Annotated in this window: 25 protein-coding genes and 2 pseudogenes; 16 read left to right on the top strand and 11 right to left on the bottom strand. The window is 71.3% G+C overall.

The genetic code is table 11. The annotated features are described in order from the left end of the window. Positions 1–50: 50 nt before the first annotated feature. The 5 genes and pseudogenes from ACFVYN_RS04065 to ACFVYN_RS04045 all read left to right on the top strand — a co-directional run bounded on the left by ACFVYN_RS04065 (position 51) and on the right by ACFVYN_RS04045 (position 5,744). Positions 51–727 (top strand): annotated as a pseudogene (locus tag ACFVYN_RS04065) (AIM24 family protein). A gap of 171 nt (positions 728–898) precedes the next feature. Then, positions 899–1,939: a tetratricopeptide repeat protein gene (locus ACFVYN_RS04060; RefSeq protein ID WP_389992118.1), complete on the top strand. Its 1,041-nt coding sequence runs from the start codon at positions 899–901 to the stop codon at positions 1,937–1,939. Then, entirely contained in the window at positions 1,936–2,910 is a 975-nt protein-coding gene (locus ACFVYN_RS04055) for a polyprenyl synthetase family protein (protein WP_389992116.1), read from the top strand. Before ACFVYN_RS04060 ends, ACFVYN_RS04055 begins: the two co-directional genes overlap by 4 nt. A 73-nt stretch (positions 2,911–2,983) precedes the next feature. Continuing rightward, complete coding sequence (locus ACFVYN_RS04050; protein ID WP_389992114.1) at positions 2,984–3,943, top strand: threonine/serine dehydratase; 960 nt, start codon at positions 2,984–2,986, stop codon at positions 3,941–3,943. Between the two features lie 157 nt (positions 3,944–4,100). Further along, positions 4,101–5,744, top strand: coding sequence for a serine/threonine protein kinase (locus ACFVYN_RS04045; protein ID WP_389992111.1), 1,644 nt, complete (start codon positions 4,101–4,103; stop codon positions 5,742–5,744). Here ACFVYN_RS04045 and ACFVYN_RS04040 read toward each other — a convergent pair. Further along, positions 5,736–7,151 carry a serine hydrolase domain-containing protein gene (locus tag ACFVYN_RS04040; RefSeq protein WP_389992108.1) on the bottom strand — a complete coding sequence of 472 codons (1,416 nt, stop codon included), beginning with the start codon at positions 7,149–7,151 and terminating at the stop codon, positions 5,736–5,738. The genes ACFVYN_RS04045 and ACFVYN_RS04040 overlap by 9 nt on opposite strands. An 87-nt stretch (positions 7,152–7,238) precedes the next feature. On the opposite strand from ACFVYN_RS04040, the gene ACFVYN_RS04035 reads away from it, so the two are divergent. The 4 genes from ACFVYN_RS04035 (at position 7,239) to ACFVYN_RS04020 (ending at position 10,649) form a co-directional block, all read left to right on the top strand. Beyond that, positions 7,239–8,210 (top strand): LLM class F420-dependent oxidoreductase, encoded by a 972-nt coding sequence (locus ACFVYN_RS04035; RefSeq protein WP_389992105.1) that lies wholly within the window; start codon positions 7,239–7,241, stop codon positions 8,208–8,210. Between the two features lie 94 nt (positions 8,211–8,304). Beyond that, complete coding sequence (locus ACFVYN_RS04030) at positions 8,305–9,360, top strand: hypothetical protein (RefSeq protein ID WP_389992102.1); 1,056 nt, start codon at positions 8,305–8,307, stop codon at positions 9,358–9,360. 61 nt (positions 9,361–9,421) lie between these two features. After that, positions 9,422–9,859 (top strand): SsgA family sporulation/cell division regulator, encoded by a 438-nt coding sequence (locus ACFVYN_RS04025; protein WP_389992100.1) that lies wholly within the window; start codon positions 9,422–9,424, stop codon positions 9,857–9,859. Between the two features lie 97 nt (positions 9,860–9,956). Beyond that, the gene (locus ACFVYN_RS04020) at positions 9,957–10,649 is read left to right on the top strand and encodes a DUF2238 domain-containing protein (RefSeq protein ID WP_389992097.1); all 693 of its coding nucleotides are present in this window, start codon (positions 9,957–9,959) and stop codon (positions 10,647–10,649) included. On the opposite strand, the gene ACFVYN_RS04015 is transcribed toward ACFVYN_RS04020, so the two are convergent. Both ACFVYN_RS04015 and ACFVYN_RS04010 read right to left on the bottom strand, forming a co-directional pair. Continuing rightward, positions 10,570–11,055 (bottom strand): DUF6328 family protein, encoded by a 486-nt coding sequence (locus tag ACFVYN_RS04015; RefSeq protein WP_389992095.1) that lies wholly within the window; start codon positions 11,053–11,055, stop codon positions 10,570–10,572. The two genes, ACFVYN_RS04020 and ACFVYN_RS04015, sit on opposite strands and share 80 nt — an antisense overlap. 83 nt (positions 11,056–11,138) lie before the next feature. Then, positions 11,139–12,122, bottom strand: coding sequence for an aldo/keto reductase (locus tag ACFVYN_RS04010; RefSeq protein ID WP_389992092.1), 984 nt, complete (start codon positions 12,120–12,122; stop codon positions 11,139–11,141). A gap of 151 nt (positions 12,123–12,273) precedes the next feature. Here ACFVYN_RS04010 and ACFVYN_RS04005 point away from each other — a divergent pair, with 151 nt between their 5' ends. Further along, positions 12,274–13,998: a cholesterol oxidase substrate-binding domain-containing protein gene (locus ACFVYN_RS04005; protein WP_389992259.1), complete on the top strand. Its 1,725-nt coding sequence runs from the start codon at positions 12,274–12,276 to the stop codon at positions 13,996–13,998. Here the strand turns inward: ACFVYN_RS04005 and ACFVYN_RS04000 are convergent. From ACFVYN_RS04000 to ACFVYN_RS03990, 3 genes are all read right to left on the bottom strand, one after another. Continuing rightward, entirely contained in the window at positions 13,995–14,576 is a 582-nt protein-coding gene (locus ACFVYN_RS04000) for a TetR family transcriptional regulator (protein WP_389992089.1), read from the bottom strand. The two genes, ACFVYN_RS04005 and ACFVYN_RS04000, sit on opposite strands and share 4 nt — an antisense overlap. Beyond that, positions 14,573–16,063: an MFS transporter gene (locus tag ACFVYN_RS03995; RefSeq protein ID WP_389992087.1), complete on the bottom strand. Its 1,491-nt coding sequence runs from the start codon at positions 16,061–16,063 to the stop codon at positions 14,573–14,575. The genes ACFVYN_RS04000 and ACFVYN_RS03995 overlap by 4 nt, the downstream gene beginning before the upstream one ends. Positions 16,064–16,156: 93 nt before the next feature. Further along, positions 16,157–17,383, bottom strand: coding sequence for an FAD-dependent monooxygenase (locus tag ACFVYN_RS03990; RefSeq protein ID WP_389992084.1), 1,227 nt, complete (start codon positions 17,381–17,383; stop codon positions 16,157–16,159). 334 nt (positions 17,384–17,717) lie between these two features. Between ACFVYN_RS03990 and ACFVYN_RS03985 the strand changes: the two genes are divergently transcribed. The 3 genes from ACFVYN_RS03985 (at position 17,718) to ACFVYN_RS03975 (ending at position 19,454) form a co-directional block, all read left to right on the top strand. Continuing rightward, entirely contained in the window at positions 17,718–18,062 is a 345-nt protein-coding gene (locus ACFVYN_RS03985) for a tyrosinase cofactor (RefSeq protein WP_389992081.1), read from the top strand. Between the two features lie 32 nt (positions 18,063–18,094). Next, positions 18,095–18,919, top strand: coding sequence for a tyrosinase family protein (locus ACFVYN_RS03980; protein ID WP_389992077.1), 825 nt, complete (start codon positions 18,095–18,097; stop codon positions 18,917–18,919). Between the two features lie 82 nt (positions 18,920–19,001). Next, positions 19,002–19,454, top strand: a complete 453-nt coding sequence (locus ACFVYN_RS03975; RefSeq protein ID WP_389992075.1) for an SRPBCC family protein — start codon at positions 19,002–19,004, stop codon at positions 19,452–19,454. A 21-nt stretch (positions 19,455–19,475) separates the two neighbouring features. On the opposite strand, the gene ACFVYN_RS03970 is transcribed toward ACFVYN_RS03975, so the two are convergent. The 5 genes and pseudogenes from ACFVYN_RS03970 to ACFVYN_RS03950 form a co-directional block, all read right to left on the bottom strand. Then, entirely contained in the window at positions 19,476–20,177 is a 702-nt protein-coding gene (locus ACFVYN_RS03970; RefSeq protein WP_389992073.1) for a ribonuclease H, read from the bottom strand. Between the two features lie 23 nt (positions 20,178–20,200). Continuing rightward, positions 20,201–20,404, bottom strand: a complete 204-nt coding sequence (locus ACFVYN_RS03965) for a hypothetical protein (protein WP_389992070.1) — start codon at positions 20,402–20,404, stop codon at positions 20,201–20,203. A 100-nt stretch (positions 20,405–20,504) separates the two neighbouring features. Further along, positions 20,505–20,720, bottom strand: a complete 216-nt coding sequence (locus ACFVYN_RS03960) for a hypothetical protein (protein WP_389992067.1) — start codon at positions 20,718–20,720, stop codon at positions 20,505–20,507. A gap of 443 nt (positions 20,721–21,163) precedes the next feature. Further along, entirely contained in the window at positions 21,164–21,964 is an 801-nt protein-coding gene (locus ACFVYN_RS03955) for a VOC family protein (RefSeq protein ID WP_389992064.1), read from the bottom strand. A 497-nt stretch (positions 21,965–22,461) separates the two neighbouring features. Next, positions 22,462–22,698, bottom strand: a pseudogene (locus ACFVYN_RS03950) (LLM class flavin-dependent oxidoreductase); the annotation flags it as partial. Between the two features lie 618 nt (positions 22,699–23,316). Between ACFVYN_RS03950 and ACFVYN_RS03945 the strand changes: the two are divergent. Genes ACFVYN_RS03945 through ACFVYN_RS03935 form a run of 3 tightly spaced genes read left to right on the top strand, consistent with a single transcriptional unit; the run spans position 23,317 to position 26,725 of the window. Then, positions 23,317–24,753, top strand: a complete 1,437-nt coding sequence (locus tag ACFVYN_RS03945) for a family 2B encapsulin nanocompartment shell protein (protein WP_389992062.1) — start codon at positions 23,317–23,319, stop codon at positions 24,751–24,753. Next, positions 24,750–25,796, top strand: coding sequence for a family 2 encapsulin nanocompartment cargo protein terpene cyclase (locus ACFVYN_RS03940; RefSeq protein ID WP_389992059.1), 1,047 nt, complete (start codon positions 24,750–24,752; stop codon positions 25,794–25,796). The genes ACFVYN_RS03945 and ACFVYN_RS03940 overlap by 4 nt, the downstream gene beginning before the upstream one ends. Positions 25,797–25,846: 50 nt before the next feature. Next, positions 25,847–26,725, top strand: a complete 879-nt coding sequence (locus tag ACFVYN_RS03935; protein WP_389992256.1) for a geranyl diphosphate 2-C-methyltransferase — start codon at positions 25,847–25,849, stop codon at positions 26,723–26,725. Positions 26,726–26,805 lie beyond the last annotated feature (80 nt).

The following is a 26,805-nucleotide window of genomic DNA, read 5'->3' as shown; positions in this document are numbered from 1 at the left end:
CACGGGCGGGGATCTTGGCGGAGGGGATCCCTCCGGGCCAGGATGCCCCCATGAAGGGTGACCTCTTTTCCAGTGAGCACATGGTGCAGCCGGCCACCGCGCCGGGCATGACGGTCGAGAACGCCAAGTGCATCAGGTACGCGGTGCACGGCGAGATGCTCGCCCGTCAGGGGGCGATGGTCGCCTACCGCGGCAATCTCCAGTTCGAGCGCAAGGGCCAGGGCGTGGGCGGCATGCTCAAGCGGGCCATGACCGGCGAGGGACTGCCGCTGATGGCGGTGCGCGGACAGGGCGAGGCCTGGTTCGCGCACGAGGCACAGAACTGTTTCATCGTGGACGTGGAACCGGGCGACGAGTTCACGGTCAACGGCCGCAACGTCCTGTGTTTCGACGCCTCGCTGGCCTACCGGATCTCGACCGTCAAGGGCGCCGGCATCGCCGGCGGCGGTCTGTTCAACAGCGTCTTCACGGGCCACGGCAGACTCGGCCTCGTCTGTGAGGGCAACCCGCTGGTGATCCCGGTCTCGCCGGATTTCCCCGTGTACGTCGACACGGACGCGGTCGTCGGCTGGACGGCGGGCCTCAACACCTCGCTGCACCGCTCGCAGTCCACGGCTCGATGCTGCGCGGCGGTTCCGGTGAGGCGGTGCAACTGATGCTGCAGGGCTCGGGCTACGTCGTCGTGCGGCCGAGCGAGGTGACCCCGCAGAAGGCGCAGCAGCACTGAGGCCCCAGGCAGTCATCTACGCCTCACAGGCAACCCGTCCGGCTCCGTCCCCGTCTTGACCGGCAGCGGATGACGCCCCGACCTCCGGGACGGGGCTCATTTTCAAGACACTATGCACACCATGTATACACAGCACGTATAGATGAGGTGTATACGGACGGAAAGGCATACATGTACGGCAAGGCATTCGCCCCGGAGTACCAGGGCGCCCTCACCGCTCTCTCCGTGAACTCCTCGCTGGACGACGTCCTGGCCGCCGGCACCGAGCAGTTGAGAGCGGCCGAGCGCGCCGGACGGCACGGAGAGGCGGCCCGCTCCGGACTGGCGGTCGCCGAGGCGCAGCGCAGGCTCGGCCGGGTCGCCGACGCCGACCGGGCCTGGAAGGCGAGTTACCGGGCCGCCCGCCGTGCCGGGGACACCGCGGGCATGGCCTGGGCGCTGTGGAGCGGCGGCACGCTGGCCCGCCAGCGGGGCGGATTCGCCCTGGCCCGGCGGCTGTTGGGGCTCGCGGCCGAGCTCGGCGAGCGGGGCGGGGACGTCGTGGTGCGCGGCTACTCGCTGGCGGGGCTGGCCGAGACCGGCCGTATCCAGGGCGACTACGAGGCCGTCGGCCGGCTGCACGAGCAGTTGCTGGCCGAGGCCAGGCGGCGCGGCGAGGCACGGCACACGGTGTGGGCGCTGTCCGGCATCGCGCAGATGCACCGCAACACCGGCTCCTACGACACCGCGTTCGCCATGTTCGAGGAGGCGGCGCAGATCGCAGCGGGCGCCGACGACCGGCGCGGTCACGCCTGGGCGCTGCGCGGGCTCGCCGACCTCGTCTCCGTGCGCGACGGGGACACCGAACGGGCCCTCGCCCTGCTGTCCGAGGCGGAGGCCACATGCCGGGAGATGAACCTGTCCAGCGCGCTGGCCTACAACCACAAGATGCGCGGCAACGTCCTCTACCGGGCCGGACGTTACGCCGAGGCCCGCGACCTGTACGAGCAGGCGCTCGCCGAGTTCCGGGCCATGAGCGAACCGCGCGGGGAGGCCCTGGCCCGGCTGGGGCTCGCCAAGGCACTGGCTCGCCTGGGCCGCGACCGGGCCGAGACCGCGGCCGAACTGGACGACCTGGCCCGCGTGTTGGAGCGCACCGGGCTGCGGCACGCGCGGGAGATGGTGAAGCGGGCCCAGGAGGAGTTCGGCGTGCGGGCGGAGGCGACTCTGTGACGACCGTCGCCGTTCCCGAACTCCTCACCCGCTGCCGCGCATTGGTGCAGCCGGCGCTCCAGGAGGCCGTCGGCCGACTGCACCCCTGGGTGAGCGAGATGGCCGCCTACTCCTTCGGCTGGTGCGAGGTCGGCGGCGCCCCGGCCGTGGCCTCGGGCGGCAAGGGGATACGGCAGGCGCTCGCCGTGCTGGGTGCCGAGGCGGCCGGAGCGCCCGGGCGGGCCGGGGTGCCCGCCGCGGTCGCGGTGGAACTGGTGCACGTCTTCTCACTGCTCCACGACGACATCATGGACGGCGACCCGGCCCGGCGCGGCCGCCCCACGGTGTGGAAGGCCTACGGCACCGGACCCGCCGTCCTCGCGGGAGACGCCCTGTTCGCGCTCGCCGTCGAGACCCTCGCCGACGCCGGCTCCGACGCCGTACGCCTGCTGTCCGGGGCCCTGTCCGACCTCGTGCGGGGGCAGGCGGACGACCTCCTGTTCGCCACGCGCCCCTGGACGGGACCGGAGCGGGTGCGGCCGGCGGAGTACCGGGCCATGGCCGAGCACAAGACCGGCGCGCTGCTGGGCTGCGCGGCGGCGCTGGGCGCCCTGCTCGGCGGGGCGTCCCCGGCCGAGGTGGCCGCGCTGGACCGGGCGGGACGGCATCTGGGGGTCGCCTTCCAGATCGTCGACGACATGCTGGGCATCTGGGGCGATCCCCTGGTCACCGGCAAGCCCGTGCACGGCGATCTGCGGGAACGGAAGAAGACGTTCCCGGTGCTGGCCGCGCTCGACTCGCCGACTCCCGCGGCGGCGCGCCTGGCGCGGCTCCTGGAGTCGGACGGACCCCTGCCCGAGATCGCGGCCCTGATCGAGCAGTGCGGCGGCAGATCGGCCGCTCTCTCCGAGTCACGCCGTCACCTGGCTGCCGCTGAGACGGCGTACCAGCTGCGTCCCTTGCTGGACTACCTGCTGCGGCGCGATCTCTGAGGGCCGGTTGACCTGCGCCGTCCGTGGGGACAGGGTGGTTCGGGAGGAGCACTCCCCGCCGGAAGGAACCGTCTTGATCGGGATCGCGGACATCGAGCGGCAGGCCGGGCTGATCGCCGGACACGTCGTACGCACACCGACCCTGCCCAGCCCCGGTCTGTCCGCGCTGCTCGGCGCTCCGGTCACCGTCAAGCTCGAACTGCTCCAGCGCACCGGCTCGTTCAAGGCGCGCGGGGCGACGGCCAAGCTGCTCTCGCTGAGCGAGGCCGAGCGGGCGGCCGGGGTCGTGGCCGTCAGCGGCGGCAACCACGGGATCGCCCTGGCCCACATGGCGGCCGCCCTGGACGTGAAGGCGACGGTGGTCATGCCGCGTTCCGCGCCCGCCCGGTCCGTGGAGATCGTGGCGGCGGCCGGGGCGTCGCTGCGGCTGACCGAGGACATGGACAGCGCCTTCTCGCTCGTGAACCGGCTGCGGGACGAGGGGCTGACGCTGGTCCACCCCTTCGACGACCCGCTGGTGATCGCGGGGCAGGGGACGGTCGGGGTGGAGTTCGCCGAGGACGCGGGCGACCTCACCGACGTCCTCGTCAGCGTCGGGGGCGGTGGGCTGATCGCCGGGGTCGCGGCGGCGCTGCGGGCGCGTCGTCCGGGTGTCAGGGTCTGGGGTGTGGAGACCGAGGGCGCCGAGGCGATGTCCCGGGCGCTCGCCGCGGGCGGGCCCGTGCCGGTCGCGCTGTCCTCCGTCGTGTCCACGCTGAGCGCCCCGTCCGTCGCGCAGCTGACGTACGACCATGTGGCGGCTCTGGTCACCGAGGTGCTCGTGGTCCCGGACCGGGAGGCCGTGCAGGGCTGCCTCGACCTCGCCGACCACGCCAAGGTGTGGGGCGAACCCGCGGCGGGCTGTCTCCTGCCCGCCGCCCGCATGGTGCTGGAGCGGGTCGGGGACGACTGCCGGCTGGGCCTGGTCGTGTGCGGCGGCAACGCCACCACCGCCGACGTCATGGACTGGGCCGGGCGGTTCGGGCTGCGGTGAGGAAGGTGCTCGACCGCGTTCGTTCTACTGACTTGTGAGTCAGAAACCGAGCATACGGAAAGCGGATTCCATCGGTTGCCGATTTGATTGAACACACCCCGTCGTACCCGCCGTACCTCTGGGAAAGGTGAGAGCCAGGGGTTCAGCGAGGGATGACATGGTCAAGGCGCACGTCTCCACACACGAGTTGGTCGCAGGACGGTACCGGCCCCTGGACGTCCTGCACCGCGAGACCAACCGGACCTGCTGGTACGGCGAGGACGTCGCGACCGAACGCCCCTGCCTGCTCACCGAGATCGGGCTGCCCGCCGGCACGGACGAGGAGACCGCGCTGCGCACCGCCGCGGGAGTCGTCCGGATGTCCAAGACCATGCGGATCCTCGCCCCCGGCCGGATCGCCGCGGTCGTGGACGCCTTCACGCAGGAGGACAGCCTGTGGACCGTCACCGAGCCGGTCGACGGCATCCCGCTGGGCGAACTCCTCGGTCGGCAGGGCACGTTCGACCATGTGCGGGCGGCCCGCATCGGCCTGGAGCTGCTGGAGGTGCTGGAGGCGGCGCACAGCGAGGGCATCACCCACGGTGAGCTCAGCCCGGGCCAGGTGTTCGTGCACCACCAGGGTTCCGTCGTCGTCACCGGCTTCGGCCTGGCCGGCGCGACCCTCGCCCCGAGGCTCTCGGCACCGTCGTACGCCTCCCCGGAACAGGCCCGTGACGAGCGCATCGGGCCGGCCGCCGACCTGTGGGCGCTCGGCGCGATCCTGTACACGCTGGTCGAGGGACGACCGCCGTTCCGTGACCGCGACCGTCCAGCGGCCACCCTGAAGGGGGTCGACCGACTGCCGCTCAGGGCGCCGGTGCGGGCCGGGCCGCTCACCCCGACCGTGCAGGGACTGCTGCGCAAGAGCTCCCGGGAACGGCTGAGCCGCACGGCCGTGCGGGGCGCACTCCTGAGGGTCCTCGACGAGGACCCCGACTCGGCCCCTTTGGAGGAGCCCAGGTCCCGGCTGCTCCTGCCCGGCATGGCGCCGGGCCGCGGCAGCCGGCTCCTCATCGCCGGGACCGCCCTGGCCGTCGTCGCGGTGGCCGCCGTCGTCCTCACGGTCACCAACGCGCTGCCCGGCGGCGACAGCGGGACGACCGGCGAGGCGCCCGCCCCGTCCGCGTCGGCCTCCGCCTCCGCCTCCCTGCCCGCCCCGGCGCCCGAGGTCCCCTCCCCGTCGTTCAGCGCCCCCGGAAACCGCACCGACGAGAACTCCGGCCCGCCCGCGTCGCCGACGCCCACCCGGAGCCCGAGCAGGACGGCCACGGCCACCGCCACCGCGGGCACGGGGCTGCCGCCCGGGTACAGCGAGTACCGCTCCCCCGAAGGCTTCTCCCTCGCCCTGCCCAAGGGCTGGAAGCCGCTGGGGACCTCGCGCCAGGAGGACCTGGCGTACCGCGTCACCTTCGGCGCCTCCGGTGACCCGCGCACGCTCGCCATCACCTACAGCAAGGCCGTCGGCACGGACGCCGTGGCGGTGTGGCGCGACGACGTGGAGCCGGGGCTGAAGGACCACCCCGGCTACGAGCGCCTCGGTGACATCCGCGCGACGACCTACCAGGACCACAAGGCCGCGGACATGCAGTGGGTGGAGGACGTCGACGGCACCCGGGTGCGCACCTTCGGCCGCGGTTTCCTCATCGGCGGGGGCCGCGGCTACTCACTGCGCTGGACGACCCCGGCGGCCGACTGGAACGACGACGCGAACCAGGAGGCGCTGGACACCTTCCTGAGCACCCTCCACGTGCCCTCAGGCTGAGCGCGGTGCCCGCATCCGCCGCAGCGGACCGGCGTGCAGGGGCTGCGTGCGCCAGCGTGCGGTGAACGTCCGGTCCTCCAGCGAGCACGTCACGAGCAGGTGGTGCGGGGTCTCAAGGAACGCCAGGTCGAAAGCCAGGTTCTCCGCGTCGCTCCAGCCGCCGCTCACCGCGACGGGCACGGGCTCGTCGACGACCGTCCAGCCGCCCTGCCCGGCTCCGAGCGCCAGGTCCAGCCGGTCGCCGTCGTCGACGAGGGTCACCCGGCCGCCCGGGTCCACCTCGATCGCGGTCAGAGTCGGCTGACCGGCGCAGGTACCGCCGGCGGGCGTGAAGACGCCGGTGCTCCCCTTGGGGGCGGGCTTGCCCTCGGCGGGCGGCAGGGCGAGTCGGGCCAGCCGGTCGGCCAGGGCCGCGTCCGCCGCCCCACCGCCGGGCAGCGGGCCGGCGCCGAAGGCGGGGAGCAGATGCTCCCAGACCAGGTCCAGGACCTTCTGCATGTCCTCGGTCTCCGAGGTGATCGCGAGCACCGCGTCCTGCTCGGGCAGCACCACACAGAACTGCCCGTATGCCCCGTCCCCGCGGTAACCGTGCCTGGCCATCCAGAACTGGAAGCCGTAACCCTGCTGCCAGTCCGCCCAGCCGCCCACCGGCGGTGCCTCGTGTGCGATCTGGACCCGGGTCGCCTCGGCCACCCACGACTCGGGCAGCAGCCGCTCGCCCTCCCACACCCCGCCCCGCAGATACAGCAGGCCGAGCCGGGCGATCGCGTCGGTCGTGGCGTGCAGGCCGCTGAAGCCGAGCTCGCGGCCCCTGCGGTCGGCGATCCAGGCCACCTCGCCGATGCCGAGCGGCTCGAACAGCCGGGGCCGCAGGTACTCGGTGAGCTTCTGTCCCGTGACCCGCTGGACGATCGCGGCGAGGGTGTAGGTGGCGGGCTGGTTGTAGGCGAAGACGGTGCCCGGGTCCTTGTCCGGCGGGACCAGCAGGAACCCCCGGACGAGCTCTTCGCGGTCCTGTGCGCGCGCCCGGTCCAGCGTCTCCTCCACATGACCGCTGGCCATCGACGCCACGTGCCGTACGAGCATCGCGCGGCTGCGCGGGTCGGTGACGTCGGCCTCGAACTCGGGGAAGTACGAGATCACCGGGTCGTCCAGCCGGATCAGCCCCTCGGCGACGGCGAACCCGGCGGCCGTGGCCGTGAAGCTCTTGCTGAGCGAGTAGAGGAGCTGGGGCCGGTCCGGGGCGTACGGCGCCCACCAGCCGGAGGCGACGACCTGGCCGTGGCGCAGCAGCATGAAACTGTGCGGATCGAGGTGCGGTTCGGCTTCGAAGGCGTCGAGGAAGGCCTGTATGCCGGCCGCGTCGACGCCCTGGGCGGCAGGGGTGCTCGTGGGCAGGGAACTCATACGGGCATCCTCCCTCGTTCACCGGCCTTGATCGAGAGTGCCTCGGAAGCCCTGTTTTCCCGTCCGGTCACCGGGGACCCGGAACCCATGGTGCAAATCGGATACACGATGATGACCGAGCAGGCCGGCCCCCGTGAGCTGGTGGGCCATGTGGTGCGGGCCGAGGAGGTGGGTTACGACTTCTCGGTGACCTCGGACCACTACTTCCCGTGGCTGCGGTCGCAGGGACACTCGCCGTACGCGTGGAGCGTGCTCGGGGCGGCCGCCCAGGCGACCTCGCGCATTCCGCTGATGACGTACGTGACCTGTCCCTCCTTCCGCTACCACCCGGCAGTGGTGGCGCAGAAGGCGGCGACCATGCAGTTGCTCTCGGAGGGCCGGTTCCGGCTGGGCCTGGGTTCGGGCGAGAACCTCAACGAGCACGTGGTGGGCGGCGGCTGGCCGTCGGCCGACGTGCGGCAGGAGATGCTGGAAGAGGCGGTGGAGATCATCCGCGCGCTGTTCGAGGGCGGTCATGTCAACCACCGCGGGAACCACTTCGACGTGGAGTCGGCCCGGCTGTGGGACCTGCCCGACGAGCCGCCGCAGATCGGTCTGGCCGTCTCCGGTGAGCAGTCGTGCAAGTTGGCCGGCCGCCTCGCCGACCTCGTCATCGCCACGGAGCCCAAGGCGGGCCTGCTCGAAGCGTTCGACCGCAACGGCGGCGAGGGCAAGCCGAGGGTGGGGCAGCTGCCCGTCTGCTACGACGCCGACCGGGACACGGCGATCAAGCGGGCGCACTCCCAGTTCCGCTGGTTCGGCAACGGCTGGAAGGTCAACTCCGAACTCCCGCACCCGGACGCCTTCGAGTCGGCCACCCAGTTCGTCACCCCCGACGACGTGGCGGCGTCGATCCCGTGCGGTGACGACCCCGACGCCTTCGTCGAGGCCGTACGGCCTTACGCGGAGGCTGGTTTCACCGAGGTCGCGCTGGTGCAGATCGGCGGCGACTCGCAGCCGGAGTTCCTCGACTGGTCGGAGAAGACGCTGCTGCCCGCGCTGCGCGACGCGTTCGCCTGAGCGGGCCGGCCGCCGGGGTGGTACCTGGGGAGTGCAATAGGCTTCCGACCCGCACATCGTGCGGTCCGAACGAGCCTGCCCAGGAGAAACACCCGTGACCCTAGCGATCGACCCGTCCGAGACGTCCTCCGAGGCCCCGGCCGAGACGTCCGGCGCGCCCCTGTCCGACCTCGTCGCGCGCGACGCCCGCGAGTTCGGGGTGTACGCGCGGACCGGCGGATGGGCCTTCGCCCTGATGGTGGCGCGCAGCGTGCGGCCCGGCGGCCAGAGCGCGGACGAGACTCCGAAGGTGTCCGCGAAGGAGTTCGCCGGGCTCGCCGGCTGCTCGCCCGAGCGCGTCATGCGCTACTACAAGGCCTGGGACCGGGCCGCCGACGACGGCATGGTCCCGCACTTCGAGGCGCTGGCGCCGGGCCAGGACGTGGAGCTGCCGGACGCGGACGTGTGGCTCGACTACTACGTCTCCCGCAACAGCGCGACCTCCGAGCGCGGCACCGCCATCGCCGAGGCCGCTCAGGCCGAGGGCATCCGGCCGACGAAGGCCCTGGAGGTCGCCGAGAACCCGACCGCGCTGCGTGCGGCGATCCTCGCCGACCCCTCCACCGCCCGGGCCGCGCGCAGCGCGCTGCTCGACCGGATCAAGGAGGACCCGGAGCTGCAGGCCTCGCTGGCCCGGGACGTGGTGCGCACGGACGACCTCAAGAAGGCCGTGGCCACCGAGAGCAGGGCGGCCGACCGGATCGGATACGTCCGCCAGATCGCCGAGTCCGGGCAGGTCAAAACACCGGCCGGGCAGACCATCGACGCGCCCGTGGACCTGCGCCAGGAGGCCGAGCGGCACCTGTCGCTCCTGGAGGAACTGGAGGAGGACGAGGACACCGGCGAGTGGGCGGCCGAGGCGTTCGACACCATGAAGTCCCTTGTCGCCGAGGCCGTGGAGGCCGATCCGGAACTGCGGGTCCAGGAGCGGCGGACGAAGTTCTACAACAGCCTCCAGAAGGCGACCAAGGTGTTCGAGGAGCTGACCTTCGACGACGCCCAGGACTTCTACGAGGACGACATGGTCCAGCAGCTGGAGGAACTCCAGCAGGCCATCGCCTCGTGTATTACAGCCCTGCGCGGTGCGAAGGCAAATCACTCGGACGGCTGAGCATCTTGGCCGAATCAGGGGTACTAGAGGGCTCTACGTCGTTTTTCCCGGAGGCCTCCAGGTGAACTCCTTCGTCCACAGGACCGCGCACAAGACTCTGGTCGTGCAACTGCAGGCGGGCGGCACGGGCCGGTGCCCCGTGCTCGCCCACCTGGGCTACGACACGGCGGACCCGTTCGCCGTCACCGCGGTGTTCAGCCATGACGGCCGGGTGCTGGCGCGGTGGCGGCTGGACCGGGAGATGCTCGCCGAGGGCCTGTGTGGTCCGGTCGGCGTCGGGGACGTGCGACTCAGCCCCGTCTCGAGCGGTGTCTGGGAGGAACTGCGCATGGAGTTCTTCGGCGACGCCCGCCCCGACGGGGGCCGCCAGCACGCCGTGGTCTTCGCGTGGGCCCCGGCCCTGGCGTCCTTCCTGCGCGAGACCCGCGAGATCGTGCCGCCGGGCCAGGAGGAGGTCAGAGTGGACGACTTCCTGGCCTCGGTCATCGCGGGCGGCTGAGACAGGGGACGGTGCGCACCCGGCTTGAGTAGCCGTACTCATGCCGCCGTCCTCCCCCTGCCCCCACGATGAGAGCTCCTACGACAAGGAGCACCTCATGACCGCTGTGCGACGGCGCCTGCCCGTCCTGCTCGCCTGTGCCGTGGTCGCCGCTCTGGTCCTTTCGGGCTGGGACCCGCGCGACCGCACCACCTGGATCCTGGAGACCGTGTGGGTCCTGGTGGGGCTGCCGCTTATCGTGCTCACGTGGCGCCGCTTTCCCATGACCGAACTGCTGTGCTGTCTGCTGGCGGTGCACGCGCTCGTGCTGATGGTGGGCGGCCACTACACCTACGCGCAGGTGCCGCTCGGCGACTGGGTGCGGGACACCTTCGGGCTCGACCGCAATCCGTACGACCGTCTCGGCCACCTCATGCAGGGCTTCGTGCCGGCGGTCCTCGTACGGGAGCTGCTCAGCCGTACGTCACCGCTGCGGGGCAGCCGCTGGCTGGCGCCGCTGACGGTGTGCGCGTGTCTGGCCTTCAGTGCCGTCTTCGAGATGCTGGAGTGGGCGGCCGCGGTGATCGGGGGTCACTCGGCGGACGCCTTCCTGGCCACGCAGGGAGACGTCTGGGACACCCAGTGGGACATGTTCTGCGCGCTGATCGGCGCCACGGTGTCCGTGCTGGCGCTGAGCCGCCTGCACGACCGGCAGCTGGCCGGGCCGCGCGTCACTTCGTCGTATAGCGGCGCCGGGTCCACAGGGGCACTCCGAACCAGCACACCAGATACCAGGCCACGACTGCGGTGACGAGCCAGGGCACCCAGGTGTCGTGGGTCGCGACGCGCAGGATCAGCAGCAGCGCGGACGTCATCGTCACCAGCAGCAGGACCAGACCCACGAAGGTCAGCCGGGAGGCGATCCGCACGGCCTGGGGCTTGATGCGCCGCCCCGAGACGAGGCGGTGCAGGGAGACCGGCCCTATGAGGGCTCCGGTGGCGCACGAGCCGAGGACGACGGTCACGATGTAGATGACCTGGTCGGTGTGGGCAAGATCGTCGTAGCGGGGGGTGAACACCACGGTGAGCAGAAAGCCGAACAGGATCTGCACGCCTGTCTGCGCTACGCGGATCTCCTGGATGAGTTCGACCCACATGCGGTCCGCGCGCTCTTCCTCGGTCTCGTCGCGGCCCGTCCGTCTCACCGTCTCCACCATGCGGAACGGGTATCCGGTGGCTGATCTTTCAAACAGCGCGGCGCCGGGAGCGGCGGGCCGCCGGGTCCCGGAGCCGGGCAGGGTCACCAGCGGTGCTCGACATGGTCCTTGATGCGGCGGTCGTAGAGGTCGCGGACGGCCGCGAGGGTGTCCTCGGACAGCGGCGGCAGCTTGGCGGCGGCCGCGTTGGCGCGGGCCTGCTCGGGGTTGCGGGCGCCGGGGATGACGGTGGTGACGCCGGGCTGCTCGATGATCCAGCGCAGGGCGAGCTGGGCCGGGGTGTAGCCCTCGGGTGCCAGTGCGGAGAACTCGGCGGCGGCCTCGACACCGGTCGTGTAGTCGACGCCGGAGAAGGTCTCGCCGACGTCGAAGGCCTCGCCGTGCCGGTTGTAGGCGCGGTGGTCGTTCTCCGGGAAGACCGTCTCCTTGGTGTACTTGCCGGACAGCAGGCCCGAGGCCAGCGGGACCCGGGCGATGATGCCGACGCCCGCCTCCCGCGCGGCGGGCAGCACCTCGCGCAGCGGCTTCATGCGGAAGGCGTTGAGGATGATCTGCACGCTCGCCACACCGGGCCGGGCGATCGCGGTCAGCGCCTCCGCGCAGGTCTCCACGCTGACGCCGTAGTGGGCGATGCGCTCCTCCTCGACCAGGGTGTCCAGGGCGTCGAACACCTCGTCCGTGGAGTAGACGGGTGTCGGCGGGCAGTGCAGCTGGACCAGGTCGATGCGGTCGACGCCGAGATTGCGGCGGGAACGGTCGTTCCAGGCGCGGAAGTTGTCGAGGACGTAGTTCTCGGGGATCTGGTCGACGCGGCGGCCCATCTTCGTCGCCACCAGCACATGCAGGTCGGGCCTGCCGCTGAGGAACGCGGCGATGGTCTGCTCGCTGCGTCCGTCGCCGTACACGTCCGCGGTGTCGAAGAAGGTGACCCCCGACTCGGCCGCCGCCTCCAGCACCGAGAGGGCTTCCTTGTCGTCGACGTCTCCCCAGTCGGCCCCCAGCTGCCAGGTGCCGAGTCCGACGACGGATGCGTGCTGCTGCGACCTGCCGAATGTGCGCTCGTCCATGGTGTCAGTCTGTCATCCGCCGCCGACCTGCGCGGAACGAGTCACTCCGGGTCGGGACCTGTGAATTGTTCACTCACATGGGTGACACGTTTCGAGGCAAGGCATGCACGTGTCAACATCCGCCTAGCGTGACTCCGTGACTGATCGTTCTGTGAGCAACCACCGCAACCCCCGCAACCCCCGCAACCACCCGCAGGAGACCCCGTCCTGGACCCGTCGCGGCTTCCTCGCGAGCGCCGCCGCCCTCGCCGCCGTACCGATTCTGCTGCCGGCCGATCCGGCGGCCGCGGCCGAGGAGCTGCCCGACTTCCCGGCGGGCGTGGCCCTGCACCGCTCGGCGTACCGGAACTGGGTCGGCGAGATCACCGCCGACGGCCTGTGGGCCTGTGCGCCCACCGGCCCGGACCAGGTGGTCGAGGTCGTCAACTGGGCCTGGCGGCACGGCTGGCGGGTCCGCGCGCGGGGCTCCTCGCACGGCTGGTCGCCCCTGACCATCACCGAGGGCACCGCGTCGGACGCGCCCGTCCTCCTCGTCGACACCGCCTCCCACCTCACCGGCCTGTCCCTGGACTCCGCCGCCGCGGTGCGGGCCGGCACCGGTGTCACGCTGGAGGCGCTGCTCACCTTCCTGGAGGGCCACGGACTCGGGGTCACCGCCACACCCGCGCCCGGTGACCTCACCCTGGGCGGCGCGCTGGCGATCGACGCGCACGGCACCGCCGTTCCGGCCGACGGGGAGGAGCGGCTGCCCGGGCAGACGTACGGCTCGCTCAGCAATCGCATCCTGTCGCTGACGGCGGTGGTGTGGGACGAGGACGGCGGTGCGTACGGGCTGCGTACCTTCAGCCGCGCCGAGGCCGACAGCGCGGCCCTGCTCACTCATCTCGGGCGGACGTTCGTCACCGAGGTCGTGCTGCGGGTGGGCGCGAACAGCAACCTGCGCTGTGTCAGCCGGGTCGACATTCCGGCGGCCGAGCTCTTCGCCGCGCCCGGCGGTGACGGGCGGACCTTCGCGAGCTTCCTGGAGGAGGCCGGGCGGGTCGAGGCGATCTGGTTCGCCTACACGGAGTTCCCGTGGCTGAAGGTGTGGAGCGTGGCGCCGCGCAAGCCGCTGACCTCGCGGCGCGTGACCTCGCCGTACAACTATCCCTTCTCCGACAACGTTCCGACCCCGGTGGCGGATCTGGCCGGGCGGATGATGTCGGACGCGGCCTGGTATCTGGCGCCGGTGCTCGGCAACGCGCAGCTCGACGTGGCGACCGTGGGGCTCACGGCGACGCTGTCGGCTGACATCTGGGGGCCGTCCAAGAACACGCTGCTCTACATCAGGCCGACGACGCTGCGGGTGACCGCCAACGGGTACGCGGTGCTGACAAGCCGGGATCAAGTGCAGCGCGTGATCTCGGAGTTCACGGAGTTCTACCGGGAGCGGCTGGCCGCGTACACCGCTCAGGGGAAGTTCCCGGTCAACGGGACGGTGGAGATCAGGGTGACCGGGCTCGACGACCCGGCCGAGGCCGAGGTGGTGGGGGCGCGGGCTCCGCTGCTGTCGGCGCTGCGCGCGGATCAGGCGCACCCCGAGCGGGACACGGCGGTGTGGCTGGACATCCTGACGCTGCCGGGGACGCCGTACGCGGAGGCCTTTCTGCGGGAGATCGAGCAGTTCCTGTTCGACGGCTACGGGGGGACGCGCGTCGAGTGGTCCAAGGGCTGGGCATACACGGACGACGCCGTGTGGGCGGACGAGGAGGTGCTGGGGACGATGATTCCCGGGTCGTTCGGTGAGGCGGTGTGGGGGCAGGCGGCGGGGGTGCTGGACCGGCTCGATCCGCACGGTGTGTTCGGCAACGCGTTCCTGGACCGGCTGTTCCGCTAGGGCGTCAAGTGGGCCTGCACGGTGGGGGCGTAGCGGTCCACGACGTCCTCCACGGCGCTCGCCCTCAGCTCGGTGCCCCGGGCGATGCCGTACATCACGCCCAGGCCCAGGAGGGTGCCGACGGCCAGTTCGGCGCGCAGCCCTGCGTCGGGGCCCCGCAGGCGCTCCGCGAGGCGTTCGACCACCTGGGCGCGGAAGTTGACGCGCAGGATGTCGCCGTGTTCGCCCTGGACGGGGGCGAAGGCGATGCGGAGCAGGGGGTCGGCGCCGCGTTCGATCTGGCCGGTGAGGACATGGCGGACCATGTGGCGGCCCAGTTCGCCCAGGGGGGCGTCGAGCAGGGCCGTCGCGTCGGACTCGAAGGACATGACGCGGGCGAGGAGGGCGTCCTTGTTGCCGAAGTACTTCACGATCAACGGCGGGCTGACGCCGGCGCGTTCGGCGACCGCCTTGAGGGTGATGTCGGCGTAGGGGGTGCGGGCCAGGAGATAGCGGGCCGCCCTGAGGATGGCGGCCTTGGTCGTCTCGGCGTCGCGGCGGGCGGTCGTGGTGGGGGGCGGTGTGCTCACGGCACTCATGCTCCCTCCATCGCCCCGTCCCGCGCGCCCCGGGTGCGGCCCTTGGCCCGGCGGGTCCCCTCGGGCGCGGAGTCGCCGGGGATGGTCAGCGCCGCCGCGCAGGCCGCGAGGGCGACCGCGCCCGCCATGCCGAAGGCCACCAGATAGCCGTGCAGGGTGGGCACGAGTGCGCCGCCGACCGGGCTGGTGTGGTGGACCAGCACCGCCGCGACCGCCGCGCTGGAGGCCGCCTGGCCGATGGTGCGCATCAGGACGTTGACGCCGTTGGCGGATGCGGTCTGCTCGGCCGGGACGGCACGCAGGATCAGGGTGGGAAGCGCCGAGTAGGCGAGGGTGGTGCCGGTGGCCACCACGGTCGCGCCGAGGATGATCATCCACAGGGCCCGGCTGTCCGCGATGCGTACGGCGTAGCCGCACGCGATGACCGCGGCGCCGAGGGCGAGCGTGATGCGCGGACCGCGGGTGGCGGAGATCCGGGCCGACAGCGGTGAGAACAGGAGCATGGTGACTCCGCCCGGCAGCAGGCACAGGCCGGTGGCCACGATCGACAGGCCGAGTCCGTAACCGGTGGCCTTGGGCGCCTGGACCAACTGGGCCGTCACCAGGGAGTTGGCGTAGAACGCGAAGCCGGTGAGCAGGGCGGCCACGTGGGACAGGCCCACCCGCGGCCGGGTGACCAGCCGCAGGTCGACCAGGGGCTGCTCGGTGCGCAGTTGGCGCCACCACCACAGGGCGAGGTCGGCGACGGCCACCAGGAACAGGCTGAGGACACGGGGGCTGCTCCAACCCCACTGGCCGCCCTGGGACACCCCGAGCAGCAGGCTCACCAGGCCCACGGCCAGGCCCAGGGCACCCGTCACGTCGAAGCGGCCCGGCTGCCGTACCGGCGACTCGCGGACCGCCCACGACACGGCCGTGACCCCGAGGGCGCCGAGGGCGCTGGTCATCCAGAACATGGTGTGCCAGTCGGCGTACTGGACGACCATGGCGGCCAGCGGCAGGCCGAGCGCGGCGCCGATGCCGACCGTGGAGCTCATCATCGCGACCGCGGAACCCCGGCGCTCGGGCGGCAGTTCGTCGCGCAGGATGCTGATCGAGAGCGGCACCACGGCGGCCGCGGCACCCTGGAGGGCACGGGCCGCGATGAGCACGGCGATGTCGGACGACAGGGCGCACATCACCGAGCCGAGCGTCATCAGGACGAGGGCGCCGGTCAGCACCCGGCGCTTGCCGTACATGTCACCGGCGCGGCCGAGCACGGGGGTGAGGACGGCACCGGCCAGCAGGGTCGCCGTGACCATCCACGAGACGGCGCCGGGCGAGGAGTGCGTCAGCCGGGGCAGGTCCGGCAGCAGCGGGACGACCACGGTCTGCATGACGGCCATGAGCGTGCCGCACATCGCCAGCACGGGCACGGTGAGCCGGGCCCGCAGGCCGGGTCCGCTGGCGGCTCCGCGCGGCGGGGATATCGGGCCCTGCTGGTCCATCGGCGCTCCGGAATCGACAGGGAGAACAGTGGGTGAATGACAATTCACTCTAGCGGTGAATCGTCATTCACCCAACCGTTTCCAGGACCTTCGCTACTTCCGCGAGGCCAGCTCGCGTGCGTGCACACCGCGCGCGACCTTCGGTCCGAGCCAGCGCTTGAACCGGCGCAGCGCCTCCAGCTGCCCGGCGGCCTTGTCGATCCGGTAGTACAGCTGGGGCGGGACATGGGGCAGCAGCGGCGAGTGACGCTGGCCGAGCAGGGCGAACATCTGCTCCGGCGGCAGGTCGATGTAGCGGGGCAGGTTCTCGTACCACTGGGCGCTGTAGCGGGCCGCGCTCTGAATGGCGAGCAGCTCCGACGTGCGCTGTCGCTCGTAGCGGGCGAGTGCCCGCGGAAGCTCGTGAAGCTCGCTGTGCGCATGCAGGGCGTCGGCGAGGGCGATGGCGTCCTCCAGGGCGAGGGTGGTGCCGGCGCCGATCGAGTAGTGGGTGGTGTGGGCGGCGTCGCCGAGCAGGACGAGGTTGTCGCGGTGCCACGTCCGGTTGGTGAGGGTGCGGAAGTGCAGCCACTGGGCGCTGCCCGAGCCGGTGGAGCGGCCGATCAGCGGATGGCCGTCGAGGATGTCGGCGAACAGCTTCTCCAGCAGGGCGAGTCCGTCGGCCTCGTCGGCGCTGTCGAGGCCGAGGCCGGTCCAGGTCCGGGGTGCGCATTCGACGACGACGGTGCTGCGCTCGGGGCTGAAGGCGTAGCCGTAGCACCAGATCCAGCCGTGGTCGGTCTCGACGAAGGCGAAGGTGAAGGAGTCGAAGACCTTGCTGGTGCCGAGCCAGATGTAGTGGTTGCGGCCCTCCGTGGTCTCGGCGCCGAAGTGGTCGGCGTGCCTGGTGCGCAGGGCGCTGCGCACGCCGTCGGCGGCCACGACGAGGTCGGCCGCGGGGAGGTTGTCGTGGGTGATCTCGTGCTCGAACTCCAGCCGTACATCCAGGGAGCGGGCCCGGGCGGCGAGGATCTCCAGCAGGCGGTGGCGGCCGATGCCGAAGCCCTCGTCGCTCGGGCGCCGGGTGACCAGGTCGCGCACCCGGGCCTCGCCCTGGTTCCAGGTGACCGACGCCTCCTGGATCGCGCAGGCGGACTCGGGGTCGTGAAGGTGGAGCTTGTCGAGCAGTCCGCGCCAGTAGGTGACGCCCCAGCCGTAGGTCGAGCCCTCCGGGTCTCGCTCGTGGACAGTGATGTCGTGGGACGGGTCCTGCCGTTTCAGCAGGATCGAGAGATACAGGCCGGCGGGCCCGCCGCCGACGCAGGCGACCTTCACACGCACCCCTAGGAATTACCCAAAGCGGTCAATTGGCAACGCAGAGTAGCAGCCAGGGGGTGCGGGATCCGCGCTCCGGTTCGCGCCACTTTCGGCGCGTGAGGCGGGCCACTGCCAGCGGGTTCACCAGCAAAGGATCATCGGATCAACGGCCCGCGAGAGAAGGAATTCCTCCGTCCGGGTTCCGGAAAGCCCTCTCTCCAGCAAGATCATCTTCGTTCAATGCTGTACGACATGTAGGTAATTGTCTGGATCGGAGCCAACCGGTCACGGGCGATTTCTCCCGCTCTCGACCGGGCCGATAGGCATGCGGAGTCCGTCAACACAGGAGGTACACCGCATGCCTGAACTCACCCGCCGTACCGCGCTCACCACGGCGGCCGCCCTCACCGCAGGAGCGGTCGCCAGCCGACGCGCGTCCGCCGAAGAGCACCACCACGGCTCACCGGAGGTCTTCGCCGAGGTCTACCAGGGCCGCCGCATACAGGGCCGGTCCACCGGCGGCCACCACGGCGGCTACCGGGTGACGGTCGACGGCGTGGAACTGCACGTGATGCGCAACGCCGACGGCACCTGGATCAGCGTCGTCAGCCACTACGACCCGGTGCCCACCCCGCGCGCCGCCGCGCGTGCCGCCGTCGACGAGCTCCAGGGCGCGCGGCTGCTGCCGCTCCCCGCCAACTGACCACGCTGTACGCCTCTTTGGAGCACCCGCACATGACCGTCCGCAAGAACCAGGCCACCCTGTCCGCCGACGAGAAGCGGCGGTTCGTCGCCGCCGTCCTGGAGCTGAAGCGCAGCGGCCGCTACGACACGTTCGTCACCACACACAACGGCTTCATCATGTCCGACACCGACAACGGCGAGCGCACCGGCCACCGTTCACCCTCCTTCCTGCCCTGGCACCGCAGATTCCTGCTCGACTTCGAGCGCGCCCTGCAGTCGGTGGACGCCTCGGTGGCACTCCCCTACTGGGACTGGAGCACCGACCGCTCCCCGCGCGCCTCGCTGTGGGGTCCCGACTTCCTCGGCGGCACCGGGCGCAGCCGGGACGGGCGGGTGCTGGACGGCCCGTTCGCCGCGGACACCGGCGACTGGCCCATCACCGTGCGGGTCGACGACCGCACGTATCTGCGGCGCTCGCTCGGGGTCGGCGTACGGGAGTTGCCGACCCCGGGCGAGGTGGAGCCGGTGCTGTCCATGCGGACGTACGACATGGCTCCCTGGAACAGCGCTTCGGACGGCTTCCGCAACCATCTGGAGGGGTGGCGCGGGGTCAATCTGCACAACCGGGTCCATGTCTGGGTGGGCGGGCAGATGGCGACCGGGGTCTCCCCCAACGACCCGGTGTTCTGGCTCCACCACGCCTACGTGGACAAGCTGTGGGCCCGGTGGCAGCGGCGGCATCCGGACTCCCGCTATGTCCCGGCCGCCGGAACACCCGAGGTCGTCGATCTCGACGAGACCATGAGGCCGTGGAACGACGTGCGCCCCTCCGACCTGCTCGACCACACCCGCCACTACACCTTCGACACCGACTAAGAGTCGGCTTGCTCCGGTTTGCCCTGCGGATCACGCGGTACCCGCGTCGTACACACCGAGAAGACGAAGGAGGGATTCACCCGTGTCGCAGGTCGAGGAGTCCATCGAGGTCGGCGTGCCGGTGCACACCGCCTACAACCAGTGGACGCAGTTCGAGACGTTCCCCGAGTTCATGAGCGGGGTCGAGCGCATCGAACAGCGCACCGACACGCTCACGCACTGGGTGACCAACGTCAACGGAGTGCACAAGGAGTTCGACGCGGAGATCACCGAGCAGATCCCGGACGAGCGGGTCGCCTGGACCACCATCGCCGGCGAGGCCAAGCAGGCGGGTGCGGTGACCTTCCACCGGCTCGACGAGGGCCACACCAAGGTGATGCTCCAGATGGACTTCCATCCGGACAGCATCACCGAGAAGGTGGGCGACAAGCTCGGCTTCGTGAAGCGGCAGACCAAGGGCGACCTGGAGCGCTTCAAGACGTTCATCGAGGAGCGCGGTCAGGAGACCGGCGAGTGGCGCGGCGCGGTCATCTGACCCTCGCGCTCGGGCCGGCTTCTAACCGGCCGCTTCCGTACGGCATTCCGGGTGTCCCCAGCCCTGGGCGTTCTTCGCGATGGGCTCGCCCGCCGCGTAGGACCGTCCGCACAGACACCGGCCGGGGAACTTGGCCTTGATCGTACGAGGAGACGAACCGCCGCTCCGCTTGGGCGACTTGGCCCGGGCGGGGCGGTCGGTCTTTTTCGGGGTGTCCGGCGAGGGCGGCGGCTGCGGGGAGCCCAGTTCGCTGCTCGCCGGCTCCTGGACGATGGCCGCCTGGCTGGCCGCGCGGTCGGCGAAGTCGTTGAGCGGGTCGCCGTCGACCTGGTGGGCAGGGACGTAACGGAACTCGACCGCACGCCCGTCGAGCAGTTCGTCGATCCGTACGACGAGGTCCTGGTTGGCGACCGGCTTGCCCGCGGAGGTCTTCCAGCCGTTGCGCTTCCAGCCCGGCAGCCAGGTGGTGACGGCCTTCATGGCGTACTGGGAGTCCATCCGGATCTCCAGCGGCACATCCGGGTCGGTCGCGGCGAGCAGCCGCTCCAGCGCGGTGAGTTCGGCCACGTTGTTGGTGGCCTTGCCGAGCGGGCCCGCCTCCCAGCGGGACGGCGTCGTCTCCGACTCGTCGGCGATGACCCAGGCCCAGGCCGCGGGCCCCGGATTTCCCTTCGAAGCCCCGTCGCACGCGGCCACCAGTCGTTCACGCATGCGCTCGATCATGCCATGAGCGCACGGGCGCCCGTTCACCCCGCCGGGACGGCCCCGGCCACGACCCTGCGGACCTCCTCGGCCCCGGATGCGGCCCCCTCCGCGTCGGTGAAGAGCAAGTGCGCGACCCCGATCAGCGTGGGAGCGAGCAGGTCCACGTCCGCGTCGGCCGGGATGCGCCCCCGTCCGCGCTCGGCGGCGAGACGGCCGGCCATCATCGCCGTGGCCTCCCGCAGCACCGGCACTCCCCCGCCCCTGGCCTCGCGCAATCGGGCGCGCAGGGGGTCCCGCGCGATGGCCAGCCGACGATCCGCAGGGTGGCAACGCCGAAGAGATCGGTCAGGCGGCGGCGAGGTTGCCGACGACGTCACCGGTCCCCGCGGACTCGCGCAGGGTCCGGGAGCGGAGCGCGATCCGGCCGATGCGGTCCAGCACGAGGGCGACGAGGAAGGCGTCGAAGTCCTCGAAGTGGCGGTGCAGGCCCCTTGTCGAGTGGGCGCATGCCCACTTTGTTGGAGAGCACCGCGAGACCGCGGAGCGGGAACCGTCTGGCACTGGGTCGACCCCGTCGCCGGTGCCGGCCGGGCGGCCCGGGTCCTGCGGCCGGGCGGGCGACTGGCCCTGTTGTGTAACGCCTTCCCACCCGCGCACGACGTGGCCGAGGTGTTCACCGAGGCCTGCGCCCGCGCCCTGCCCGACCTTCCGACGGACTGACGCCGGATGACCGGTCCGGACGCCTACGCGGGCGTCCCCGCCACGGCGACCGGCGGGATCCGCGAGGCGGCCGCGTTCGGCGAGCCGGAGGAGGGGCGCTTCGACTGGGACCGGGTCCACGCCGCGCAGTGGGCTGGACCAGGTCCCACCTTCGGCGGCCGCGGACAGCTGCCCGCCGCCACGCGCGACGCGCCGCTCGACGGCCTCGGCAACGCCGTCGACGCGATGGGCGGGACCGTCTCGATGCACTGCACCGCCGTTGTGCTCACGGCGGTGCGCACCGGTCAGGGCACGTCGGAGATCTGGGGCATGTCTCCCTGGGTCGTCGTCACGTCGATGACCGAGAAGCTCGCACCCTGCGGGTCGCTGAGGGCCGCGAACCGGCCGAACGGCGAGTCCATCGGCCCGAACCGCAGGACACCGCCGAGCTTGGTGGCGCGGGCCACGGCGTCGTCGCAGTCGGGGACCGAGAAGTAGACGTTGATGTACGCCGGTACCTCGGGCGGGAAGTCGTCGGTCATCTTCATGCGGCCGAGGACGCTGTTGTCGCCGAGGTTGAACATGCGGAAGTCGATGGCGTCGTCCTGCATCCGCTGGGCGCTGTAGCCGAAGACAGCCGGGAAGAACGTGTCGGACTTCTCGGGTTCGCGGGTGTAGATCTCGGCCCAGCAGAACGCGCCGGGCTGCCCGGGCGGCGCCTCGAAGCCCTCGTGGGTGCCCCCCTGCCACACGCCGAAGACGACACCACTCGGGTCGCGCGCCAGGCACATCGTGCCGAAGTCGCCGACCCGCATCGGTTCCATGAGCACCTCGCCGCCGTTGTCACGGATCTTGCCGGCGGTGGCGGCGGCGTCCGGCGACGCGAGGTACAGGCACCACTGCGAGTGACCCTCCTGACCCGGCATCGGCGGCACGACGGCGGCGACGGCCTTGCCGTCCGCGTAGGCCTGCGTGTAGTTGCCGTACTCCGACGACGACTCGCCGAAGGTCCAGCCGAGCACGTCGCCGTAGAAGCTCTTGGCTCCCTCGACGTCGCTGAACATCGCATCGGCCCAACAGGGGGTTCCCTCAGGTTGTACGGCCATGATCGCGGCCCTTCCCGAATCGGTGGTCGGTCCGTCTCCACACGCTAGTCACGGTTGCGGCCGACCGCGCGGCGAACGGACTGTTCCACTCCAGACCGGACAGAAAGGACACTCACCGAGGTGCGGTGCCGGTGCCGGGCCACGACGACCTTCTCGTGCACGTGCACGCGTGCGTGTGGGCCGGGCTCGGAGCGGCGGTGCGCGGCTTCCAGCCCGGTGAGCGGGTGGGAGCAACCTGGCTGGGGCGGACGGGCCGGACGCGCGTGCACTGCGTGCGCGGGTCCGAGAACCTGCGCCCGTCTCCCGGTACACCGGCTGGGACGCCGACGGCGGCTACGCGCTCGTACCGACCGCTCGGCTACCGGTTGCCCCGGCGGGATCGACGAAGTGTCGCTCGCCCCTCCGCGTGCGCGGGGAGCAGCGGCCACCGGGCACTGGGCCGGGTCTCCCGGCCACCGGGCGGGCGCCTTGGGCTCTACGGCTTCGGCGGCAGCGCCCATCTCCGTCACCGGCCCCTTGCGCCACCACGACTCCAGCCGCTCGGCGATGCGTTCGCGCGGTCCGACCAGGGAGTTCTCGTCGGCGAACGCGTCCGGCACGGCCAACACTGCCTCGCCCCGGCGGCCTTCCAGGAACAGCCGCTGGATCCTGCGCGCCTGCTCCTCGTACCCCATACGGGCCATCAGATCGGCGTGGAAGTTACGGGCCGCGTGACCCATGCCGCCGATGTAGAAGTGCGCACGGTGGCGCCGGCCGAGGGTGCCACCGTGCCTGTCCCGACCCGGGGTGCGTCCGCACGGAAACCGGCGCCGAAACTGGCAGCGGCGTCGGCGCGGGACTCGCGCGAGATGCCGACCGAGCCCCTGGACAGCGCGATCCCCTTCGCGCCGGTGCGTGACCTGGTCCCCCTGGCATTGCGGCCCTCGACCGGGGCGGGGTGCCGGCCGTCGCCGGGGTCCACCTCGGCGACGCGCCCGCACTGCACGGCGAGAGCGAACGGTTCCACGAGAAGGAGGTGCGCGGCGTCACCTCCCCCACACGTGAGGACGGACGGGAGTCCCCGGCCCTGGCCGCCCGGAACGGCGTACACGCGAGCACACACGTATCCGCGGCCGGAGGCCGACCGGGCGCTGCGGGATCTGAAGGCGGGGCGCTTCGACCGGGCGGCCGTACTGGTGCACGACCTGTCCTGAGGAGCGCGGGGGCACTCATGATGCGCCGACTGCCTCACCGGCAAGGTTTACACCTTCCCGGCCGTGAAGCCGCCCCCTGCACGCCCTGATCAGGCGGCCGCTCCAGCTGTTTGGCTGGTCCTCGCGCAAGGTCAGCCCGCTCATCTCCCAGGAGGGAATGTGACCACACCGGACAGCGCCACCGGACCCGCCGTCGAGGAACCCGGCTCCCCGTCCGAGGACCGGCTCACCAGCCTCAGCACCACAGCCGCCCGGCAGCTCGCCACCACCACCAAGTCCGAACCCCAGATGCAGGCCATCAGCTCCCGCTGGCTGCTGCGCATGCTGCCGTGGGTGGACGTGAAGGGCGGCACCTACCGGGTCAACCGGCGCCTTCAGCTCCGGGTGGGCCGGGGCCGGGTGCAGTTCGAACAGAACGGCGCCGACGACATCAGGGTCATCCCCGAGACCCTCACCGAACTCCCCGTCCTGCGCGGCTACTCCGACACCGAGGTCCTCAAGGAGGTCGCCACCCGCTTCCGGGTCCGGGAGGTCCGCGCCGGCCAGATCCTCGTCGAGGCAGGGCAGCCGGTCACGGAGGCGTACCTCGTCGTGCACGGCCGCTTCACCCGCTTCACCGAGGGCAAGTACGGCGAGGAGGAGATCGTCGGTGTCGTCACCGACGGCGCCCAGATGGGCGACGAGGCCATAGGGCAGCCCGATCCGCTGTGGCTGAGCTCGGTCCGGGCCGAGACCGCGGGCGTGGTCATGGCCCTCCCCTGGTCGGTGGTCACGGAGTTCACCGAGCGGGTGCCCTCGCTCGCGGCCCATCTGGAGGCCTACGCGCGGCGGCAGAGCCTGCCGATGAACCGCAAGGGCGAGGCCGACGTCCCCGTCCAGGCGGGCCACGTCGGGGAGCCGACGATCAACGGCGGCTATGTCGACTACGAACTCGCCCCGCGCGAGTACGAGTTGTCCCTCACCCAGACCGTGCTGCGCGTCCACACCCGGGTGGCCGACCTCTACAACAACCCGATGGACCAGACCGAGCAGCAACTCCGGCTCACCATCGAGGAGATCCGCGAACGCCAGGAGTGGGAACTGGTCAACAACCGGGAGTTCGGGCTGCTGCACAACGCCGACCACGGCCAGCGCGTCAGCACCTTCACCGGCCCGCCGACCCCGGACGACATGGACGAACTGCTTGCCATGCGCCGCAAGACCAAGCTGTTCCTCGCCCATCCGAAGGCCATCGCGGCGTTCTTCCGGCAGTGCAACCGGCGCGGTCTGGTACCGGGCACGGCGAGCGTGGAGGGGCACGAGATCCCCGCCTGGCGGGGCGTGCCGATCTTCCCGTGCAACAAGATCCCGGTCAGCCCGCAGCACACCAGCAGCATCATCGCGCTGCGCACCGGGGAGGGCGACCAGGGAGCCGTCGGGCTCTACCAGACCGGGATCCCCGAGGAGTACCAACCGGGCCTGAACGTACGGTTCATGGGCATCGACGCCAACTCGATCATCCGCTACCTGGTCACCGCCTACTACTCGATGGCCATCCTCGTGCCCGACGCGGTGGGGATCCTGGAGAACGCCCAGATCGGGCGGACGGCCGAGTGACCGCGACGCACATCCGGTCCCTGCCGGGGCCACCCGATATCGCGGGCACACTGCGCACCGGCCGGCGCAGTGGGACGATCCCGGGTCTCAGGTACCGCCAGGTCGCCCCCGCGGACCCCGTGAAGGCCGCGGAGATCGACCGCAGGCTGGAATCCTGGGCCCGGCGCCTGGATCTGTTCCCCGAGACATGGAACGGGGACTTCTCGGGGTTCCAGTTCGGCCGGGCCGTGGTGCTCCAGCACCCGGAGGCGGCAGATCTGGAACGCCTCACCGTGGCCGGGAAGCTGCTCCTCGCCGAGAACATCGTCGACAACTGCTACTGCGAGGAAGACGAGGACAAGGGCGGTTCGCGCAGCGGCCTCGGCGGACGGCTGGTCCTGGCCCAGTCGGCACTCGACCCGTACCAGGGCCCGCCCGACCTCCAGGAGCAGTGGCTGAGCGGAGTGCAGGCCGACGGGCCGCTCAGGTCGTACCACTGGGCCCTCAAGGACTACGCCGTCATCGCCACTCCCAGCCAGACCGACCGGTTCCTGCACGACATCGCCCGGCTGCACCTGGGATATCTGGGCGAGGCCGCCTGGGGCGAGACCCGGTACATGCCCCAGGTGTGGGAGTACCTGGTGATGCGGCAGTTCAACAACTTCCGTCCCTGTCTGTCGATCGTCGACGCGGTGGACGGCTGGGAACTGCCCGAGGCGGTGTACGCCCGCCCCGAGATCCAGCGCTTCACCGCACTCGCCGGCAACGCCACCACCCTCGTCAACGACCTGTACTCCTTCACCAAGGAACTGGCCGACCCCACCCATCTCAACCTGCCCCAGGTCATCGCCGCCAACGAGCGGTGCGGGCTCAAGGCCGCCTATCTGAAGGCCGTCGGGATCCACAACCAGATCATGGAGGCCTTCGACGAGGAGTCCGCCCTGCTGGCCGCCGGCTCACCGCTCGTCGAGCGCTACGCCCGCGGTCTGTCCGACTGGGTGGCCGGCAACCACGAGTGGCACGCCACCAACAGCCACCGCTACCACCTGCCCAACTACTGGTAAAGCGCGGTCGAATGACAGAACGTCAGGAACACCAGCAGGAGGAGTCACCGTTGACCATCGCCCCCGACGCCGGCACCCGGACAGCTCCGGTGCCGACCCAGTCGACGTACCAGAACCGTGTCGCGGACTACTGGAACGCCGAGGAGAACCCGGTCAACCTCGAACTCGGAAAGCTCGACGACCTCTACCACCACCACTACGGCGTCGGAGAGGCCGACCGCTCCGTGCTCGACGAACCCGATCCGGTACGGCGGCGCGCGCGGATCACCGCCGAACTGCACCGCCTCGAACACGCGCAGGCCGAGGTCCTCACCGCCCATCTGGGCCCGCTCACCCCCGAGGACCGGGTCTTCGACGCGGGGTGCGGGCGCGGCGGTGGCAGTGTCGTGGCGCATCTGCGGTACGGCTGCCATGCCGACGGCGTCACCATCTCCGGGAAACAGGCGGAGTTCGCGAACGCGCAGGCCCGCAAGCGGGGCATCGACGACCGGGTGCGCTACCACCACCGCAACATGCTCGACACCGGGCTGCCCGCAGGGGCCTACGCGGCCTCGTGGAACAACGAGTCGACCATGTACGTCGAACTGGACCTGCTGTTCGCCGAACACGCCCGGCTGCTGCGCCGCGGCGGACGCTATGTGGTGATCACAGGCTGCTACAACGACACCTACGGACAGGCCTCCCGGGAGGTCTCGCTCATCAACGCCCACTACATCTGCGACATCCATCCCCGCTCGGAGTACTTCCGGGCCATGGCCCGCAACCGGCTGGTGCCGGTGCACGTGGAGGATCTGACCGAGGCGGCCCTGCCGTACTGGGAGCTGCGCAAGGAGGCCGACCATCTGGTCACGGGAATCGAGGACACCTTCCTGACGGCCTACCGGAACGGCAGTTTCCAGTACCTGCTGATCGCCGCCGACCGGGTGTGAGCCACGCTCCTTTGCCAGGTACCCGGTCGGCGTGGTCCCGGGGGCCGCGACCGACCGGGTGCCGCCCGCCTCACCCGGAC

The organism is Streptomyces sp. NPDC058307 (assembly GCF_042880295.1).
Lineage (GTDB): Bacteria > Actinomycetota > Actinomycetes > Streptomycetales > Streptomycetaceae > Streptomyces.
Note: the sequence above shows the minus strand (reverse complement) of the source record. Positions and strands in the feature narration are given on the sequence as shown.